The 18,591-nt window shown below is 59.7% G+C and carries 12 protein-coding genes; 8 read left to right on the forward strand and 4 right to left on the reverse strand.

The genetic code is table 11. The annotated features are described in order from the left end of the window. Position 1 precedes the first annotated feature (1 nt). Positions 2 to 796 carry a class I fructose-bisphosphate aldolase gene (locus DES53_RS02535; protein WP_113956629.1) on the forward strand — a complete coding sequence of 265 codons (795 nt, stop codon included), beginning with the start codon at positions 2 to 4 and terminating at the stop codon, positions 794 to 796. Between the two features lie 130 nt (positions 797 to 926). Further along, on the forward strand, positions 927 to 1,580 hold the full coding sequence (locus tag DES53_RS02540) for a hypothetical protein (RefSeq protein WP_113956630.1): 654 nt from the start codon (positions 927 to 929) through the stop codon (positions 1,578 to 1,580). A gap of 342 nt (positions 1,581 to 1,922) precedes the next feature. On the opposite strand, the gene DES53_RS02545 is transcribed toward DES53_RS02540, so the two are convergent. After that, positions 1,923 to 5,648, reverse strand: coding sequence for a hydantoinase B/oxoprolinase family protein (locus DES53_RS02545; protein ID WP_113956631.1), 3,726 nt, complete (start codon positions 5,646 to 5,648; stop codon positions 1,923 to 1,925). 237 nt (positions 5,649 to 5,885) lie between these two features. On the opposite strand from DES53_RS02545, the gene DES53_RS02550 reads away from it, so the two are divergent. The 3 genes from DES53_RS02550 to DES53_RS02560 all read left to right on the forward strand — a co-directional run bounded on the left by DES53_RS02550 (position 5,886) and on the right by DES53_RS02560 (position 9,115). After that, positions 5,886 to 6,221, forward strand: a complete 336-nt coding sequence (locus DES53_RS02550; RefSeq protein ID WP_113956632.1) for a hypothetical protein — start codon at positions 5,886 to 5,888, stop codon at positions 6,219 to 6,221. A gap of 100 nt (positions 6,222 to 6,321) precedes the next feature. After that, a complete protein-coding gene (locus DES53_RS02555) occupies positions 6,322 to 8,319 on the forward strand; it encodes a DUF4838 domain-containing protein (RefSeq protein WP_113956633.1) in 1,998 nt (665 codons plus the stop codon). A 316-nt stretch (positions 8,320 to 8,635) separates the two neighbouring features. Continuing rightward, positions 8,636 to 9,115 (forward strand): hypothetical protein, encoded by a 480-nt coding sequence (locus DES53_RS02560; RefSeq protein ID WP_147263171.1) that lies wholly within the window; start codon positions 8,636 to 8,638, stop codon positions 9,113 to 9,115. Between the two features lie 21 nt (positions 9,116 to 9,136). Here DES53_RS02560 and DES53_RS02565 read toward each other — a convergent pair whose 3' ends face one another. Next, complete coding sequence (locus DES53_RS02565; RefSeq protein WP_113956635.1) at positions 9,137 to 10,288, reverse strand: diflavin oxidoreductase; 1,152 nt, start codon at positions 10,286 to 10,288, stop codon at positions 9,137 to 9,139. 212 nt (positions 10,289 to 10,500) lie between these two features. On the opposite strand from DES53_RS02565, the gene DES53_RS02570 reads away from it, so the two are divergent. Then, complete coding sequence (locus DES53_RS02570) at positions 10,501 to 11,568, forward strand: PA0069 family radical SAM protein (protein WP_113956636.1); 1,068 nt, start codon at positions 10,501 to 10,503, stop codon at positions 11,566 to 11,568. Positions 11,569 to 11,621: 53 nt separating this feature from the next. Here DES53_RS02570 and DES53_RS02575 read toward each other — a convergent pair whose 3' ends face one another. Next, positions 11,622 to 12,404 (reverse strand): bestrophin-like domain, encoded by a 783-nt coding sequence (locus DES53_RS02575; RefSeq protein ID WP_113956637.1) that lies wholly within the window; start codon positions 12,402 to 12,404, stop codon positions 11,622 to 11,624. Between the two features lie 139 nt (positions 12,405 to 12,543). Beyond that, positions 12,544 to 14,457 carry a hypothetical protein gene (locus DES53_RS02580; RefSeq protein WP_113956638.1) on the reverse strand — a complete coding sequence of 638 codons (1,914 nt, stop codon included), beginning with the start codon at positions 14,455 to 14,457 and terminating at the stop codon, positions 12,544 to 12,546. A 317-nt stretch (positions 14,458 to 14,774) separates the two neighbouring features. Between DES53_RS02580 and DES53_RS02585 the strand changes: the two genes are divergently transcribed. After that, a complete protein-coding gene (locus DES53_RS02585) occupies positions 14,775 to 15,758 on the forward strand; it encodes a glycosyltransferase family 2 protein (protein WP_113956639.1) in 984 nt (327 codons plus the stop codon). A gap of 703 nt (positions 15,759 to 16,461) precedes the next feature. Further along, complete coding sequence (locus DES53_RS02590; RefSeq protein WP_113956640.1) at positions 16,462 to 18,510, forward strand: hypothetical protein; 2,049 nt, start codon at positions 16,462 to 16,464, stop codon at positions 18,508 to 18,510. Positions 18,511 to 18,591 lie beyond the last annotated feature (81 nt).

The following is an 18,591-nucleotide window of genomic DNA, read 5'->3' on the forward strand; positions in this document are numbered from 1 at the left end:
CATGAGCCGCCAAGAAAATCTCGATACCTTCTTCCGCGACGGCAAGACCGTCATCCTTCCCATTGACCATGGCGTGGCCATTCCAGTGCCAGAGCTGAGCAACCCTTTCCAGCTCATCGAGGATGTGAACCCCTATGTGGACGGCTATGTGCTGAATCTGGGCCTGGCTTTGCGTACCGGCGACCTGCTCACGGGCAAGGGTATCTGCCTCCGCACGGACGTGTACAATACCCGCATCACCGGTCGCGGCGCAGGCAGCATCAATGTGTACGGCCTCGGCGAGGCGGAAATGGTGGGCGCCACGGCGGTGATGAACATGCTCTACCCCGGAGCGGAAAACGAAGAGACCGTGACCCAGAATTGTGCGGACCTCATCAGTGAGAGCCTCGACGTGGATCTGCCCGTGATTCTTGAGACGCTCCCGGTCGGTCTCGGCCAGCGCGAGCACTACACGGTGGAGAAGATTGGCTTTGCCGTGCGCCTCGCGGCGGAACTCGGCGCGGACGTCATCAAGACGGCCTACCCGGTGAATGGTACCTCGGACGACTTCAAGCGCATCGTGGAGAACGCTTTTGGTGTGCCAGTGATTGTGCTCGGCGGCGCAGCGATGAACAGCGACCTCGACCTGCTCTCCATGGTGCATGACGCCATGAAGGCCGGCGCGGTGGGCATCGCCATCGGTCGCAATGTGTGGCAGCACAAGTCCCCGGTCGCCATTGCACGCAGCCTTTCGGCCATTGTGCATGAAGGCGCGAAGGTGGAAGAGGCGCTCACCCTGCTGAAGGAGCCGATCTAAGGAGAACGGCTGGGCCGAGCCCGGTCTGCCGGATCTGGATTTTCTGTCCAAAACCGGCCGCGAACGGACGTATAGCACGGGGCAGAAATTGTATATGCCCTTGAGGGCATATTATCATTTTCCATCATTCATGAAAGCACGTTTCCTTCCACTCCTGTTGTCCGCACTCGCCATCACAGCCACGGCTTCCGCCGAGCCCAAGAAGTATGTCTTTGACTGCGAGTCATGGAAGGAGGGTGAGCCGCCGAAGGATGTCTTCGTGGTGGAGGGCAAGTTTAACGTGGTGGCCAACAAGGACGGCGGCAAAGCCCTGCAGGTGGAAGTGGGCGAGCTCACGGACTCCAATGCCCTGCTCGGCGACTCCGCCGCCGGGAGTGCCAGCATTGAGGCGAAAGTCTTCGGCACCAAGCAGGGCCGCAGCGTGCCGAAGTTCGCTGTGGGCGTGCATGGCCAGAGCGGCTACCGCCTTGTCGCCTTTGCTGCTCGCAAGGAACTGCAGCTCACCAAGGGTGACGAAGTGATCAAGGTCGTGCCGCTGACCTGGAAGAGTGATGAATGGTTCAAGCTCAAGCTGGAGGTGAAGAAGGTGGAAGAGAAGAAGTGGACCATCTCCGCCAAAGCCTGGCCCGCCTCAGGTGAAGAGCCAAAGGAAGCGCTTATCACGCATGAAGACACCACGCTGAAAGGCCAGGGCAAGTGCTCCATCTGGGGAACGACCTTCTCAAATACGCCAATTCTGTTTGATGACGTGAAGGTCGAGATCGACGCGGCTCCGGCGAAGTGAGGTGCCAACGTAGAAGGCTTCTCCAGAAGCCTTGGATCGTGGTGCGTTGAAAGTGTTGAAGGCTCCGAAAGGGGCCTTTTATTTTTTGGGCGTAGATGGGCCAGATAGTCCAGCGATACTGCTCCGTGTCGCACGGGGTGCGTGGGTTGCGTGCATGGTGTTCAACGCAGAGACGCAGAGGGAACTTCGGAGACTGACAATGAGCTTCGACTCATGAGGCAACTTCGAAGTCATTTCTGCTGCGTCGCTTTGTAGACTGCATTCCCAACTTGAGAGCCTCAGTCTCAGAAGTTCCTCTGTGTCTCTGTGTTGAGTCCAATGCAGCCTGCCACACCCAGCTCCTCAGACTGCAACTCCTGAGACAACAGCACTTCCCCACGCGCCTCCACCCGGTGTCTCAATGCGGACACGCTCTCCGGGCTTCACGTCGCGCGTTACGCTCGAAGGCAGTACCTCTTCGCTGCCATTTGCGTGCAGCAGTGTCTGCTTGCCACGCATGCCGGTGCCGCCGCCTTCCACACCATAAGGCTCTACTTTCCGATGCTGGGTGAGTAGCGAAATCGTGAGCGGCTCCAGGAACTCCACTTCACGCAGAATGCCATTCCCTCCATGCCACACCCCACTGCCCCCGGAGTAACGGCGGATGGCGAACTGCCGCAGGCGCACGGGATACCTCCGCTCGATGATCTCCGGATCCGTGATGGCCGTGTTCGTCATGTGCGAATGCACGGCATCACTGCCGTGGAATCCCGGGCCTGCTCCCGTGCCGCCACAGAGCGTCTCGTAGTAGCCGAAACGGGCGTTGCCGAAGAGGAAGTTGTTCATCGTGCCCTGGCTGCAGGCCTGGAGCTTCAGTGCCTTGAGCAGGGTGTCGACAACGCGCTGGCTCACTTCGGTATTGCCGCCCACTACCGCGGGGCAGTGTGACGGATCATCTGAGAAGACGGGGCTCAGAAAGGAGCCTTCGGGGAGGATGACATCCACATCCTCCAGCAGGCCTTCATTAAGCGGCAGGTCTTCCTGCAATGCGAGTCGCAGGACGTAGAGCACCGCGCTGCGCAGGATGGCGGGTGTGGCGTTCAGATTCGCGGGATGCTGGGCGGAGGTGCCGGTGAAGTCGAGTTGCAAGCGTTCGCCTTCCTTCCGCAAGGCGACACGGATGAGGTGGCCGTCATCGAGAGATTCCTCCGCGTTTCCTTCGGGAATGGAATCGAGGAAGCGCCGCATGAGCTGTCGGGATTCGCGGAGCAGCCACTGCATGGATTCTGTTGTATCTGCTGCTTGCGCGAGTTCACGCAGACGATCTGCGCCGAGCAGGTTGGCAGCGAGTTGTGCCTGAAGATCCGCAAGATTATCTTCCACGCCACGTGTGGGATACGGCGCTTGAGTGAGGAGTGCCCGCATCTCATCCAGATGCACCACGCCATTGCGTCGCAGAATCATCGGAGGAATGACCACGCCTTCCTCCACGAGTGAGGTGGCATTGGCAGGCATGGAGCCGGGAGATTTGCCTCCGATTTCTGCGTGGTGGGCGCGGTTTGCCACAAAGCCCAACAGGCGGTGCGTGTCATCATGCACCGGCGTGATGAGGGTGACATCAGGAAGGTGCGAGCCGCCGAAGGCAGGATGATTTGTAATGATGGTATCTCCCTCGCGAAGCTCGCAGCCTTTCAGCACCTCACGCACGCACACGCCGAGCGCACCGAGATGCACGGGAATGTGCGGAGCACTTACGACGAGACGGCCATCGGCATCCAGCAACGCGCAGGAGAAGTCGAGGCGCTCACGGATGTTTGTGGAGAGTGCGGTACGTCGCAGCAGGGCACCCATGTCTTCCACGATGCTCGTGAAACGGTGGCGCATGAGATCCGGCGGAATGCTTTTCTCGTCAGTGCTGGGTGAGGCAGTTGCCTTGCGGAGAATCCAACCCGTGCCAGGATGGTCTGTGCCGCGCCAGCCGCTGCTGATCACCAGCGTGCTGAAGGCATCTTGCACAAGCTGCGGCCCGTCGATTTCAGGGGGCGTCTTTTGCTCGAGTTTGGTCCATTCATCTGCGCAGGCACTTCGTGCAATGACACGGAGACTGACCAACTCCACGGGTTTCCCTGCAGGCGGTGTGTAGCCGAAGAGATGGGTATAACGCTGTGCAAATGCGCTGTGCAGTGTGCCGGGATCTTCAAACTCGATCTGCAGTGGTGTTTCCTGACCTTTCACGCGCAGTTCCGCGAGCTGCCGAAAAATGGCAGGGTGCGGGAACGATGGTTCCTGTTGCGAGTGCGCCTGTGCGGTGACGGAGGCGAGCTGAGTTGCGGCGCTCGTCTTCAATTCGTGGAGGAGAGCGGGCACATTGGCAGCAGTGTCATCGAGCAGACGCAGCACCTGCTTTTCCGCGAATCTTTCCGGCAGCGCTTCCTGAAGGCCAACAGCACTGAGGATGCCTGCATGATGCGGTGCGAGGATGGTGGTGATGCCAAGATTCTCGGCGACGTCGCACGCGTGTTGCGGTCCTGCTCCGCCGAAGGCGAGGAGTGCGTAGTCGGACGGACGGTATCCTTCCAGCACGGAGATTTTCCGGATGGCATCCGCCATGCGTTCGGTAGCGAGGGCGAGGAGTTGCTTCAGCAGTTCCTCGCGGGAGAGGCCGCGATGGGCCTCGTCATTTACCGTTTGCAACAGTTCGGTGAGGCGTGATTCGGCAGCTTCGCGACTCAGGGGAATGGGCGCCCGCGCAGGATCAAAGCGTCCCAGCAGCAGGTTCACGTCGGTGACCGTGAGAGGCCCACCCTTTCCACAGCAGGCAGGACCTGGGTCGGAGCCCGCGCTTTTGGGACCCACAGCGAGGCCTTGCGGAGTCCATGCGCAAATGGAGCCGCCTCCGGCGGCCACCGTTTCGATTGCCACACTGGGGCTTAGCAACGTGATGCCACCCACGGCTTGCGTGAAGCGATAGCCCACCGCCCCATCGAGCCGTGCGACATCTGTGCTGGTGCCACCCATGTCGAATGTGATGATGCGCTGGTAGCCGAGACGTTGCGCCGCATGCAGGGCACCGAGCACGCCAGCGGCAGGTCCGCTCAAGAGCAGGTCCTTCGGCTTGATGCTGGAGGCGGGCTCCAGTCCCGCGGCACTCGTCATCATGAGCAGCGTGCTCGATCCGCCTTGTGGCAGGGGAGATCTGACATCGGTGATGAATTGCGAGACGGGTCCCGTGAGGTAGGCATTCGCCACGGCGCTTTGGGCCCGCGGCAGGATGCGGATGAAAGGTGCGAGCTCGCTGCTGAGTGAGACGTGAGTGAAGCCTGACTCAAGAAGAATGTCCCGCACCTGTTGCTCGTGCGTGGGATTCACGTCACTGTGCAACAGACTCACGGCTGCGGTGGTGATGCCTGATTGCACGCATTGCCTGGCGGCAGCGCGCAGGGCTTCAGCATCTAAGGTGGTGATGGCCCTTCCCGTGGCATCCAGGCGTTCTGATACCTCGTGCAAGGTGTCATAGTGGACCTCACGCGGCTCGTGCTTCAGTGCGAAAAGATGACGGCGGCGCTGGTCGCCAATCAAAAGCAGATCGCCAAATCCCTCGGTGATGAAGAAGGCCACGCGGGAACCCTTGCGTTCCAGCAGGGCATTGGTGGCACGCGTGGTGGCGAGGCGAAAGTGTACCAGAGGGAAGACGGCACCGGGTGCGGTGCGGGTGAGGAGCCTTGCGCCAAGCACGGGAGCGGCTTCACCCGTGGTCAGTTCCACCGCGGCTTCTGTAGTGAAGAGGCTGGGGGTGGAGACGTCAGTCGTGTCGAGTTGCAGCAGCGTGTCACTCCCACGCTCGTGTGAGCCTCGGACTCGCGCGTCTGCATCGGCGCGCGAAACAGGACGCACCGCGAATCCGCGGAAGAAGTCCGCCGGCACGTCCCACTTTCCCTGCAGCACCAGAGTGCCGGGCGCGATGACCTCGCGAATCGTGGCGCGCAAGCATCCGGTGGAAAGCACCTTCACGCGATGCTCTTGGCCATCTGGCGCGATACCGTGGCAATCGGTAAATGTGCCGCCGGTGTCCGCTGCTATCCGCCACATAGACTTTGGTCTCCTTCTGCTTTTGCGGCAACCGCCTTACCCACCAACGACAGAAAGCGATGCCAAGACAGCAACCTGCCTCTCCACAAGGCCGTGAGAACACTCCAGCGGAATCATCTTGCAGGGTATCCACCGGCGGTGATGGTGTCAACCGCAGCACTGGGCCGCAGTCCAGTTTCACTGAGCGTGCGATGACCAAAGGTGGAGTCCGTTTCTATGAAAGGTGAATCGCCAGATATGAATCACATCGAGGAGCGATCGGACGCAGGTCATCGGGGCGGCGTGTGGGAGCGCCCTGTGCCACGATACTTTATTGGTTTTCTCGTAACGTTTGTAACGTGGTTTCTCGGCGCGCTTCTCTGGGGCATGGCATTTGATGGTTCTGGAGGCGAGCCTTTCTCCCGCACGTTTTTTGGCAGCATGCCCATCTTACCAGGTCATCTGCTTTTCATCTTTATGGGAACCCTGTATTGGGCTGCGCAACGCGGCTGGAAAAAGATTCTATTGGGAACTGGACTCATGCTGCTGTTGAGTGCTGGCCTGTGGGGGCTTGGGTGGTTTGTCTTTGGTTGAGACAGGTGATGCGACAAAAATGCCTATTGTTTGTCCGCATCAGTGAAAGTCGGTGCCGTGCCCATCGTTCTCCACCCACCCGGACGACCGGGCTTCGCGCATGAACCTTCTGCATCGCATCCTTCTCCTCACTGTTTCATTGGCTGTTCTTGGTGTCGGTCGTGTGAACGCCGTTGATTTTGTTCTGGCATCCAAGGGGGTGACGCCTGCTCCCATTCTGGTGCCAAAGGATGCGCCACCGCGAACGAAGGAGGCAGCGGAGGAACTGGCTCGGTGCATCGAGAAGATGACCGGTGCGAGGCCTCAAGTGGTAGAAGGAGCTCCAGCAGAGATGCCAGCGCGCGCCATCTGGGTGGGATACCAACCCGCGGTGAAGTCTGCGTTCCCCAAGGTGGATTTCGAATTCAAGCACCCGGAGGAAATCCTGATTGTTGCGAATGACAGGCATGTGGTCATCGCAGGGCGCGATCGCTGGATTCCTGGAGGAAAGGTCGTGAAGAATCGCGAGCGCAAGACCATTGTTGTGCAGCAGGAGTCCGGCACGGCGAATGCGGTGTACACCTTTCTGCAAGACAAGCTGGGCGTGCGCTGGTTCTGGCCGGGTGAATTGGGTGAGGATGTGGTGAAGAGCGAGGAAATCAAAATCGCTCCGATGGAGTACCGCTATCATCCCACCATCGTGGGGCGCTCCGGCGTGTTTCATTACTCGAATCAGACGGACGTGGGCTATGGCCGTTCGCAGGACTGGACGCTGCATCAGCGGCTCATGCTCGATTCCTTTCCCATGGAAGGTGGGCATGGGTTCGGCGACTGGTGGGATCGCTATCACAAAACGCATCCGGAAATTTTCGCGCTACAGCCGGATGGCACGCGAAGCGGCTTCCCGAATCCGCGCACGGTGAAGCTGTGTGCATCCAATCCGAAAGTGTGGGAGCTGTGGTTGAAGCAAGTGGAGGAGGAACTCGCGAAAGACCCGGGCCAGACTCTGTTCAATGCCTCGCCGAACGACGGCTGGTCCAGCGGTCACTGTGTGTGCAAGGACTGCTCGGCGTGGGATCATCCCGATGGCGAGCCGCGGGTTTTCAACTGGTACAAGCAGAATGCTCAGCGCCCGGCGTTGTCGGATCGCGATGTGACCTTTGCGAACAAACTCGCAGGGCTGCTGGAGCAGAAGTATCCTGGCAAGGGCTATCAGGTGATGATGCTGAGCTATGGACACTCACGGCCTGCACCCATGGCGGCGCGACCGGCGAAAAACGTAGTCATCGCCAGTGTGGCGAATTTCCTGGGCAGGACTGGTCTGGTGGATCGCGGCTCGACACGGGGCGACACCTATCGTCAGCAGTGGGATGCCTGGACGAAGGTCACCTCCGAGCTCCTGTGGCGGCCCAACACCGGGAGCCCTGCCGGTTGGCAGCAGGGACTGCCGGACCTTTCGCTGCAACAGACTGTGAGCGATCTCAAGTCCGTGGCAGCGGCAGGCTGCAAAGGCATCTTCATCGATGGCGTGTGGGAGCACTGGGCCACCATGGGACCGCAGTACTATGTGATGGGGCAGTTGGTGTGGAATCCATCCCTGGATGCCGAGATTCTCTGGCAGGACTATTATAGTCGCGCATTCGGTCCTGCGGCGTCGCAGGTGCGAGCTTACTACGAAGGAATCGAGAAGGCACGCATGGTTTTTACAGCGGAGAATCTGGAGGCGGATGTGTTTGAGTTTCCGAAGCTGTACACGCCGGAGCTGCTGCATGCGTCACAGACCAAGCTTGATGCGGCGAAGGCAGCTGCCAGCTCTGGCGATGAGGTATATCAGAAGCGGGTGGCGTTTGTGCAGGCGGGACTCACGTACACAACGCTCACCATGGAGAACATCCGCCTCATGGAAGGCTATTGGAAGAAGAAAGACCCAGCCGTGGCCGCGAAGGTGTTGGAGAACTGGAAGGAAGTGGAGCGGGTGATTGCGGCACATCCTCATGCCATCAATGGCGGTCCAGTGCGGGCGCAGACGCCCCGCATGGCGGGGTTGCATCCTGAGTTCCCCATCACCAAGAAAAAGAAAACTGTGAAGAAAGTGGTGGATGATCTGGATGCGAACTAGGCGAGACTTGGGAAGTCATTTGCTTCAGGTGCAGTAGTTGAATGGTATTGGTATTGAACACCTGAGGCCGACCATTCACAGGTGATGGATGCATTCTTGTTGTCTCCTGCTGAACTGCGCCCGTGGCATACGGCCGGTGGTGGCGATTGCCGCTGCCCTGCTTCTCTCATCCTGTACACATGTCGTGAAGTTCGACTTCAAGGTGGAGGCAGAGTCTGGAGCGCCCAAGGAGAGTGACGTGAGAGTGTCGTGGAATCGTGTGACCGCTTTCCGCAGTGCCGAAGCACGGTTGCTGTCGAGGGAGGAGCACCCCAAAATGGCCCGGCTCGACAACGGACAGAACTCGCTGCTGATCGTGTCCGACGGCAGTGTGGAGTCACGTACTGCCAATCTCCTTCAATATCGCACGGCGATCGTTTGCCTTCCCTCCGAGCTGCCCACGGGAACGGAGATGAAATTGAAATGGGCTGATTACGATAGCAGCGAGCCGCTGCAACCGGGCGAGGCTGCGGTGCGTGTGAAGCAGTTCTTCTCGGGGCAGGTCCAGCCAAAGCCCGGTCAGGCGGCAGGTAATCTGAAGATCCTGTCCGTCACTGGCGAGAAAATCCGACTGCAGTTCGATTTGGTCATCGAGCTTCCGAAAGACAGTCTGAACAATCGGAAGGAGATCGGGCGACTGGGCCGCGAACTGGAAGTCGAGCGACAGCAACTCAAGTCGCCCCTGGTGGTGCGCAAATACCCTGACCGAGCCAACCAAGAGGTTGGCCCACTGCCTCGTCTCGGACGAATGTGGTGAGTGTAGAGGCGGAAGTGTAACTTAATACACGTCGCGACGGTAGCGCTTGGAGGCCTTCAGGTTTTCCATATACGCATTCACTTCATCAGGGGACTTGCCGCCTTCCTTGGCCACGATCTGGCGGAGCGCATTGTCCACATCCACGGCCATGCGCGACGCATCACCGCACACGTAGAAGATGGCGCCCTGCTCGAGCCAGTCATAGAGATCCTTGCCGTGGTCCAGCATGCGATGCTGCACATACAGCTTCTTCTCCTGGTCGCGGGAGAAGGCGGTGTCGAGCTTGCTCAGGGTGCCATCGGCGAGGTAGTTGTCCCACTCGTCCTTGTAGAAGAAGCAGGAACTGCAGTTGATTTCACCGAAGAAGAGCCAGGACTTGCCCTTCGCGCCGGTGGCCTTGCGCTCCTGCACGAAGGAACGGAAGGGAGCGATGCCGGTGCCAGGTCCCACCATGATGATGGGGGTCTCGTCCGTGGGCTCGGGCAGGCGGAAGCCAGCGCCGGACTTGATGAAAGTCGGAAGAGGAGTGGTCTCATCCACGCGATCCGCGAGGAAGGTGGAGCACACGCCACCACGCTGGCGGCCGTGGCTCTCGTAGCGCACGGTGGCCACGGTCAGGTGCACTTGTTCCGGGCACGCACGGAGGCTGGAAGAGATGGAGTAGAGGCGCACCACCAGCTTGCGCAAAAGGCCAGCGATTTCAGCCGCATCGAAGCTTGCGCCGGGGTTCTCGGCGACAACATCCAGCACGTCCTTGCCCCACAGGTAATTTTTGAGGTCTTCCTTTTTCTCGGGGGTGGCGAGGGCGGCGAGGTCGCTGTTACCAGCTTTCTCGGCGACGGAGCGGATGAGCTTGCCGTCCACTTCGGTGATGGAGTACACCTCGGTCAGCGCCTGGCGCAGGCTCATGGTGCCACCCTTGGGATTGATCACTTCTTCGGAGCCGGAGAGCTTGAGCTGGTTGAGCAGCGCATCCACGAGCTTCGGGTCATTCGTCGGCATCACCGCGAGGGAGTCGCCGGGCAGGTATTCCATGCCGCTGCCGGAGAGATCGATCTCGTAGTGCCGGGTGTTCTTGGCCGCGCCAGCGCCGGTCAGGTCGTACGCGCGCTTGAGATGCGCGATGAAGGGGTTCTTGACGTTGTAGGGCGACTTAGGGGCGACGGTGCTCATGGACGGGTTTCAGGAAAAGGGGCGGGCAAATTAGGGAATTGAGAGTCAGTGTCAAGAAGGGGTGCAAGCCGGGGCGGGCTCCGCAAAGGGGAGTCATTGGCGCTGATGAAGAAGAGCAGCTTCGAGGCCAGAATCGCATCGGGCAGAACGCTTGATTTTATGTTCGAAAGAACACTTGTGCTCCACGGGAATGGCCTCACCTTTTCCGCCTGATGGATCCGACTGCCCAGCCTCCCACTCGCCCGCGTGGTCGCGGGGCAGGGGAGAATCCGGACCAGCGCTTTTCCCAGCTGCACGTGACGTATGAGGAGGGCGAGGCACCGGCGAAGGTGAAGACGAAGTTCTTCATCGATCATTCCCAGTCGGTCATTTCCAAGAACGACAGTCCAGACATTGGATTTTCCATCAGCCTCAATCCGTATCGAGGCTGCGAACATGGATGTGCTTATTGCTATGCGAGACCTACTCACGAGTACTTGGGCTTCAGCGCGGGATTGGACTTCGAGTCGCGCATCATGGTGAAGCAGGATGCGCCGGAGCTCCTGCGTGCCGCGTTGGCCAAGCCTTCCTACAAGCCGTCCACCATGGCATTGAGTGGAGTGACGGATTGCTACCAGCCGGTCGAAAAGAAACTGCGCATCACCCGGCGATGTCTGGAGGTGCTGGCGGAGTGCCGGCATCCAGTGTCCATCATCACGAAGAACCATCTTGTGGTCCGTGACCTCGATCTGCTGAAGGAACTCGCCAAGTACCAGGCGGTGGTGGTGTTCTTCTCCATCACTTCGCTCGACCCGAAGCTGGCTCATATACTCGAGCCGCGGGCCTCTGCACCACAGCAGCGATTGGAGGCGATGCGCACGCTGCATGAGGCGGGCATCCCGGTGGGAGTGTCATCCGCGCCGATGATTCCGGCGATCAATGATCACGAGATGCCGGCCATCCTGGAGGCAGCGGCGAAGTGTGGCGCGGCGGGTGCGGCGTACACGGTGGTGCGCCTGCCCTTTTCGGTGAAGGAGGTCTTTGCCTCGTGGCTGGATGAGTATTTCCCGGACCGAAAGGAGAAGGTGCTGGGCCGCATCCGTGAGTGCCAGGGAGAGACCTTGGCGCATCGCGACTTTGGGACGCGCATGCATGGCGAAGGTGTGTGGGCGGAGCAGATCGAGCAGGTGTTTCGTGTGAGCAAGATTCGCAGCGGCATTGCAGCGCGGAAGATTCCGAAGATGAGCAGCGCTTCGTTTCGGAGGCCTGCGATGGGTGGGCAGATGGAGTTGGGGATCTAGTGTGTCCCTGAGCTTGCCAAGTACTTCGTCGATCAGAGTTCATCGCGGGGACTTCACTTCGTGTTCATGCTGTCGCGCAGACCGATCAATATTTCTTCGGAGTTCTTCACCTGAATCATTCCCAAATGGGGATACTCCAGGTCAATGATCACATACACAGTCACTGAGAGTACGAGGGCGAACGCAATGGGATGAAGCGAAAGCCATGGGCGCCGGTTTGCCATGTCGTAGCCGGCGAACAACGAACTGGCGAGAGCGAGTACCGCGAGCATTGCGGTGATGACAATGGGCGGATGCATTTTTGAGGCCTCGGTCCGCAGGGTCGCGGTATCAAACATCGAGTTCAGCGCGGGAAGGAGCAGCATGGGTGGGTGGCTGGTACCCGTGCCTTGCGTAGACGAGACAGCCAGGGTCCAGATTTTCGATTGCAGTTCGGCTGACCTCTGGAGTTCCACCTTGGCGGCATCAAGGTCAGGTAGCTTTCGATAAGTCTCTATTCTGGAGTCGAGGTAGCGTCTGAAAAGGTCGCGCATGGCTGGCTGCGTATCCACCGGCAGGAGATCCACTCGGAGCCATGCGGTGCCGATGTCATTGCATTCTTGAGTGATGATCTTGCGGCGTTCGTCAAATCGCGACAACGCTCCTGAGAAGAGAAAGGCCAGCGTCAGTCCGAGCAAGCCGAAGACGGCGCCTTCAATGGCGCTGATCCCCGTAGTAGCAGACTCGCCCTCCTTGGAGAACCTGGCCTTCCCAAGCCGCTTGCCCAATTCAATGCATAGGAGGATTCCCGCGAACAGAAAGCACACAAAGAGGATTCCCGTTGCGATGATGCTCATACTAGGAATGGGCGCGATGGCGAGTGATCTGCGCGTACCCCATTCTTCAATAGAGAAGGGGTGAGGAGCCATCGGACCTAGGTCTTACGCTGCGTGCGCGTCGGCATCAGCGTTCCGAGCAAGTTCCAGTCTGGTGGGACTACTTCTCCTCGCGCACGATGGTCGCTGTCTTCGTTGCGGGATCCAGCTTGATGCTCGCTTTCAGTGGCGTGATCTTGCGGAACTTCTCGGTCGACTCCAGGGCCCAGAATTCAAGAGGCGCATCGGGTGAGGCGAGTTTCACGCGGACCTGCCACGGGTACATCTCCTTCACGGGCACGTCCTGATAGTTGCCGAATTCATAGTCGAGACCGTAGATGCGCAGCAAGTGCTTGGGCGCATACTGACCAAGGCTGATGACGCGACCTTGCTGGACGATGAGCACGGCATCCACCGGCTGGCCGACGTTAAAACGGGCAATCCCTTTGAGCTCCAAGGTGCCGTCGTCCAGCAAGCGGGCTTCGGTCACGTCTGCCTTCTCAAGCGGGAGCGGTTTCTTCTCCCTGGCGAAGTGGCTCAGCTCTGGTGTGCTCAGCGGCTTCGTGCGCAGGAGATTCAGGCTTTGCAGCGTGTTGATGGCATCCAGCACGTTCCAGTTTTTCTTCACCATGTCGAGAGTCTCGATGCTGATGAGCCCGCGCTGGTCATTGAGATGGGGCATGAAGAGTTGCAGAACCTGCGCCTGCCGTCGTGCAAGGTGCCACTGATGGGTGAGATGCAGGCCATACTGCCACACGGGAATCTGCGCGGTGCAGAAAGCGGTGAGGGCTATCACGCCCGCCGTGCCCACAAAGCTCTGTCCTCCAGTCTTGAGTTCCGGCAGATCATCGGGATGCTTCTCGCGCCAGCGTTCACCCGCGCGACGGAAGACGGTGCCGAGCGTCGCGGTGATGGCCAGACCTGCGACGAGCAAGTACTGGCTGGCAGCGAGATAACGTGGTGTGACGGCGCGGTGCTCACCGATGTCCGATGCACGCTTGCTCACCAGCAGACCGATGACGACCACGTACAAGGCCAGCGCCATCCAGGGCAGCACCGCCTTCAGGAGGCGCATGCGTAGGGTGAAGGCGACCAGCAGTGCAATCCACGCGCAGGTCCACTTGCCGAGCGTCACGGCGGTATCGAGCGGATGATCCACAAAGGGCGTGCGCGCGAACCACGTGCCGAGGAAGGCGAAGAAGAAGTTCAACGCGGCCTTGAGGCGCCCCCCTTCCAACAGACTGCCGCCCGTTTCGAAGGCATTGTCCCCCGGCTTCAGGTTGTAGGCGTGGTAGGCCACATTGATGAAGTTCGTGAAGTAGCAACCGATGGTGACGCCGGCGATCACGAGCCACACCGCGGAGAGGATGAGTCGCTGCTTCATGCTGCCGAGCGCGGGCTGGAAGAGGAACACTCCCAGCATCACCGGCCACACGCCGATGCCGTGCGCGAAGCTGTGCGTGGCCATTTCTGCCAGTACCACGGCACCGGTGAAGCGCAGCCACACGCCTGTGGTACTGGGTTGCTCTCGAGGCGTCAGCAGCAGCAGGCAGCCCAGCAAGCCTGCCATGGGAATCGCGGCCCACATGGCAGAACCCCAGAGCAGAATCTGGAAGTGCATGGGGCAGAAGAGCAGCAGATTGAACGCAAACATCAGCGGCCAGCGCCATAGGGAGCCCCCCATGGTGCGCCCCAGCAGGAACCAGAGCATGACCGCATTTGCTGCGAAGATGAGAAGAGCTGCGTAGTTTTCCCAGCGAAAGTCCCCGCCGCTCAGGTGGGACATGGCAATGATCATGAGTCGCGGCACCACGATGCGGTGCTGGATCTGCGGTGCATAGAGGTCGTGCCATGTGAGCGTGCCGTCGTGCCATTTTTGCAGCAGGGGCGCATTCTCCCACATGTCCCAGCAGCCTACGTCCACGGCCGTGTTTTTCATCAGGACCGCCGCGTACAGAGCGGGGGAGAAGACCAGAAGAAGGAGCAGCCAGCGGAGAAAGGGGCTGCGGGGCGTGTGGTCAGTGGCCTGGTTCATGGAAGGGTGCCGGGACCGAGTATTAGCATCAGGTGGGGCACTGGCACGAATCTTTTGCCATGTCTTGGTCAGCTTGACGGGCGGGCATTGTCCCGTAGAATCCCGGACCCTGCTCCAATTTTTATGGTGAAAAATTTCTTCCCGTTCCGGCCATGGGTTGCTGCTGGATGGAAGTTAGGATGCAGAGAGGGGATGCGAAAGGTCACACGCCTCAGTGGAGACCCGAGAGCGGATGCGACTGCCGGTGATGGGTTCCTCCTTCTCCCGAGCGAGCGCCACTTGCATCCCTCGCACCTTGCCTGACTTTGCCCCAGCTCATGAGCGTCGCTTCCAGCCTTCCCAAACTCTGCGTCGTCATTCCCTGCTACAATGAGGAGGAGTCCATCCCTGTGCTTGTGGAGAAACTCACGCCGGTGCTGGAGAGGGAAACAGGCGGTTCCTGGCAGATTCTCTTTGTGGATGATGGCAGCCGCGACACCACGGCACAGCTCATTTGGGACCTGCATGCAAAAGATCCTCGCTATCAGGGCGTGCGCCTGAGCCGGAACTTTGGCCACCAGCCCGCGGTGTGGACCGGCATCCAGCATGCGCTCGGCGAGTGCATTGGTGTCATTGACTGTGACCTGCAGGATCCTCCGGAAGTGCTGATGGAGCTCTACCGCAAGGTGGCCAACGAAGGCTTTGATGTGGTCTCCGGCGTGCGCGGCAAGCGTGAAGAGTGCCCGTGGTGGCTACAGCTTGCCTACCGCACGTTTTACCGGGTGATGAACTGGCTCGCCGAACATGACTACACCCTGGACAGCGGTGACTTCTGCGTGGTGAACCGCCGTGCACACGAGGCCCTCAAGCGGTTGGGTGAATCGGCCCCGGTGCATCGCGGCCTGCGCTCATGGGTCGGCTTCAAGCAGACCACCGTGAGTTACCAGCGACCGCCGCGCCTGCACGGCCAGAGCAAGTACAACCTGCGCCGGCTCACCGTGCTGGCCATGAACAATCTGGTGAACTTCAGCACGGCGCCGCTGCGGCTCGCGACCTTTGTGGGGCTGTTCATGGGAGTGCTCACGCTTCTCGCTGCGGGGCTCTTCCTGCTGAACCGCCTTGTGCCCTCCTTCTCCATTTTCGGGTATTACGTCGGTCAGAATGCAGGTACGGCGACTCTCGTGCTGTACCTGTCCTTCATCGCGAGTGCCCTGTTCTTCTGCATCGGCATCCTTGGGGAATACCTCGCGGTGGTGGTCAAGGAGGTGAAAAAGCGACCGGTGACGGTGGTGGCAGAGGTGACGGAACAGGAGCGAGGGTAGGGGTGCATCACATGTGACTGCCGTGAACCACGAAGAACGCCTTCAAACTGGTTGGATCACATGGACTCTTGGCCTGCTGGCCGTCCCGCTGCTGTACCTATTGAGTGTTCCTCCCGTGACGCTGATGACAGCTGTGAGGTTTAGTGGTGTCCTCGTCCCTTCGGGCATGGGGATGATGTATCGGATGCCGGATCAGTGGCTTCGAGAGAACACACCTCTGCGGGGCCTGTTATTGAGGCTTGCTCAATAGACTGACGTTGGGTGGAATGTTCTGCCTTCCTGAAGACCGAAGGTCTGCGATATGCCAGCCCAGGGCAACGCCCTGGGATAAGTGGCAAATGAACAGAGCCCTGAAAGGGCGAAATATGGGCGCACCTCAGGCGGGCGCTCTGTCACGCCCTTTCAGGGCTTGGATGTCTGGGCCGTTTTCCCAGGGCGTTGCCCTGGGCTGGCAAATCTCAGACCTTCGGCCTGGAACTGCCTCGCGGATGTGCATTCAAAGTCAGTCTATTGCACAAGGCTCAATAGAAAGGTACTTCGACCTCTGGTGGGACTTGGCTGACTAGGCATTTTTTCCAGAAAGGGTCTTCCGTGCGGCAATCCAGATTCCCTTGCTCCACGCCTCCCCACGTGCTTAGTGCGCCGTCCTGCCCCCCGCTGCTGCTGAGGGCTGTGGCCTTTGCGTTATGCTGATTACTTCCCGATGAACAACCTCAAGGACTCCTTCCCCCGGGTCTGGCCGGTGCTTCGTCTTGTCCTCCAGTGGTCGCTGGTGCTGCTTCCTGCGGTCGGGCTGTTTCTGCTCATTCGTGAGTTCGGGGTGAACATTCCTTTCCTTGATGACTGGATGTACATCTCCATGTTTGAGAAGGAACGCGCAGGAACGCTGACCCTGCACGACTTCTTCATGGTGCAGATGGAGCATCGCATGGCCTTTGTGCGGGCGATGATGCTCGTATTTTACAAGGTCTTCCCGGGGAACTGGACGATTCACATGTTCTTTTCCTGGCTCCTGCTGGCACTCACCTATGTGAATGTGGGGCTGCTGCTGAAGAAGACGACCGGTCAGTCCTTCCGCGTCTGGTGGCCGCTGCTGGTGCTGGCGGGACTCACCATCTTTTGTCCGGTACAGTACCGCGTGGTGCTGTGGAGCATGATGTTTCAAGTTGCAGCGTTGGGCTTCTTCCTGAGTGGAGCGTTGCTGGCAATCATGAGCGGACTGCCGCTGTGGCTGCGGTGGATCATCGGCATTGTGTGCGCGAGCCTGGCCACGCAGTGTTTTGCCTCAGGCATTCTGGTCTGGCTGCTGCCGCTGCCACTTGTGTGGTTCACCCCGGCGGTGAGAGGACTGCAGGCGCGCATCATTTTCACCACGCTCTGGCTGGCTGTCTTCGCGGTGACCATGCAGCTCTACTTCACCAACCTGGTGAATGAAGTGGAACCCATGTTCGCCTACAAGCAGGGCGAAGAGGAGACGATGCGCAAAGATGTGGGAGGTATGATCAAGGATCCCGGCCGTACGGGCTCCTATGTCTTCCGTTTCCTGGGAAATCACCTCAGTCGTGGCTCCAGTTTCTCCATGATGGATGTCAGCCTCGTCATCGGGGGCGTGTCCTTTGCGCTGTATGTGGTGGCTTTTGGTTACCTGCTGGGGCATTGGCGGCGTGAGGAATTGCGGGCGCAGCTTGGTCCCTGGCTGGTGTTTGGCGCGTACTCGATTGGCACGGGTGTGCTGGTGGCCATGGGACGCAGTTGGGCTTCCAGCACGGGGGACAACGCCATTGCGCCCCGCTATGTGATTCATGCGGTGCCATTGACGGTGGCCCTGATCGCGCTGGTGTGGATCATCGCGCAGGACGTCATCGCCCGCAGGCCGGAGATGAAAGTTGGCGCGAGGCGCTTCATCCTCCAGAGCGGGATGGCCCTGCTGGCGGTACTGATTCTCTCTTGGGCTCAGGGCTGGAGGTTGATGGACATGTGGCACTCGTCACGACTGCGCGGCGCGGTGAACACGCGCTTCTACAACGTGCTCTACCAGGTGGAGGACATGGTGCCGGCAAATCGTGATCATGCCCGCCGCGCGGAAAAAATGGGCCTGCTGAATCCTCCAATGCTGAAGGATCGCATGCTCTCCAACTTCCGCCTGCAGCCTTCACTGCTCAGCTCGAATACCGCGAATTTCCGCTCCATGAAGCTCAGTCTGGAGGAAGTGAAGAAGGGTCGGGAAAAGGATGATGCGGAATCACCCGATACAGGAGCCACGATCGAGGCGAACGCTGAGGCGCAGCAGCAGTGGGTGGCTCAGGTAGAGGGCTTCGCTTGCTTGCGGGGGCGCAATCGTGTCGCGGATGGTGTTTTCTTCACCCGGCGTGTCCCAGAGACAGGCGCCTGGGAGATCTTCCACGTCGTGCAGGTGAGCGGCATGCCGCTGTACCTTTTTGACATGCTGAACAAGGACACCCAGTTCGTCCATGTCCCGAGCGGGCACATTGCGCAGGATGGCCTCGCGGGGTTCACCGGCACGTTTGTCATGACCCAGCTCCCTCCCGGCGTGCATGACATCATGGCGTGGGCCTACGACGCCCATGAGGACAGCGTGTATCCCATGGCCCCGTTCTACCAACTCGACAACCGGGGCCCGACTCCACGGGTGAAACGCCTCGGTGTGGACCCGGCCTCAGTGCACATCAGCAAGTTTCTCAAAAAGAAGCAACCTGCGGAAAAAGGGGACACGAAAGCGGCCGCAGAGTAGGGCACGGCCCAAAGGTAGGACCTCAAGGAGGGATGCGTACACTTGCCCAGAGGTTAGCGAGGCCAGCCGATTTTTCCTCCC

It is taken from the genome of Roseimicrobium gellanilyticum, from assembly GCF_003315205.1.
Lineage (GTDB): Bacteria > Verrucomicrobiota > Verrucomicrobiia > Verrucomicrobiales > Verrucomicrobiaceae > Roseimicrobium > Roseimicrobium gellanilyticum.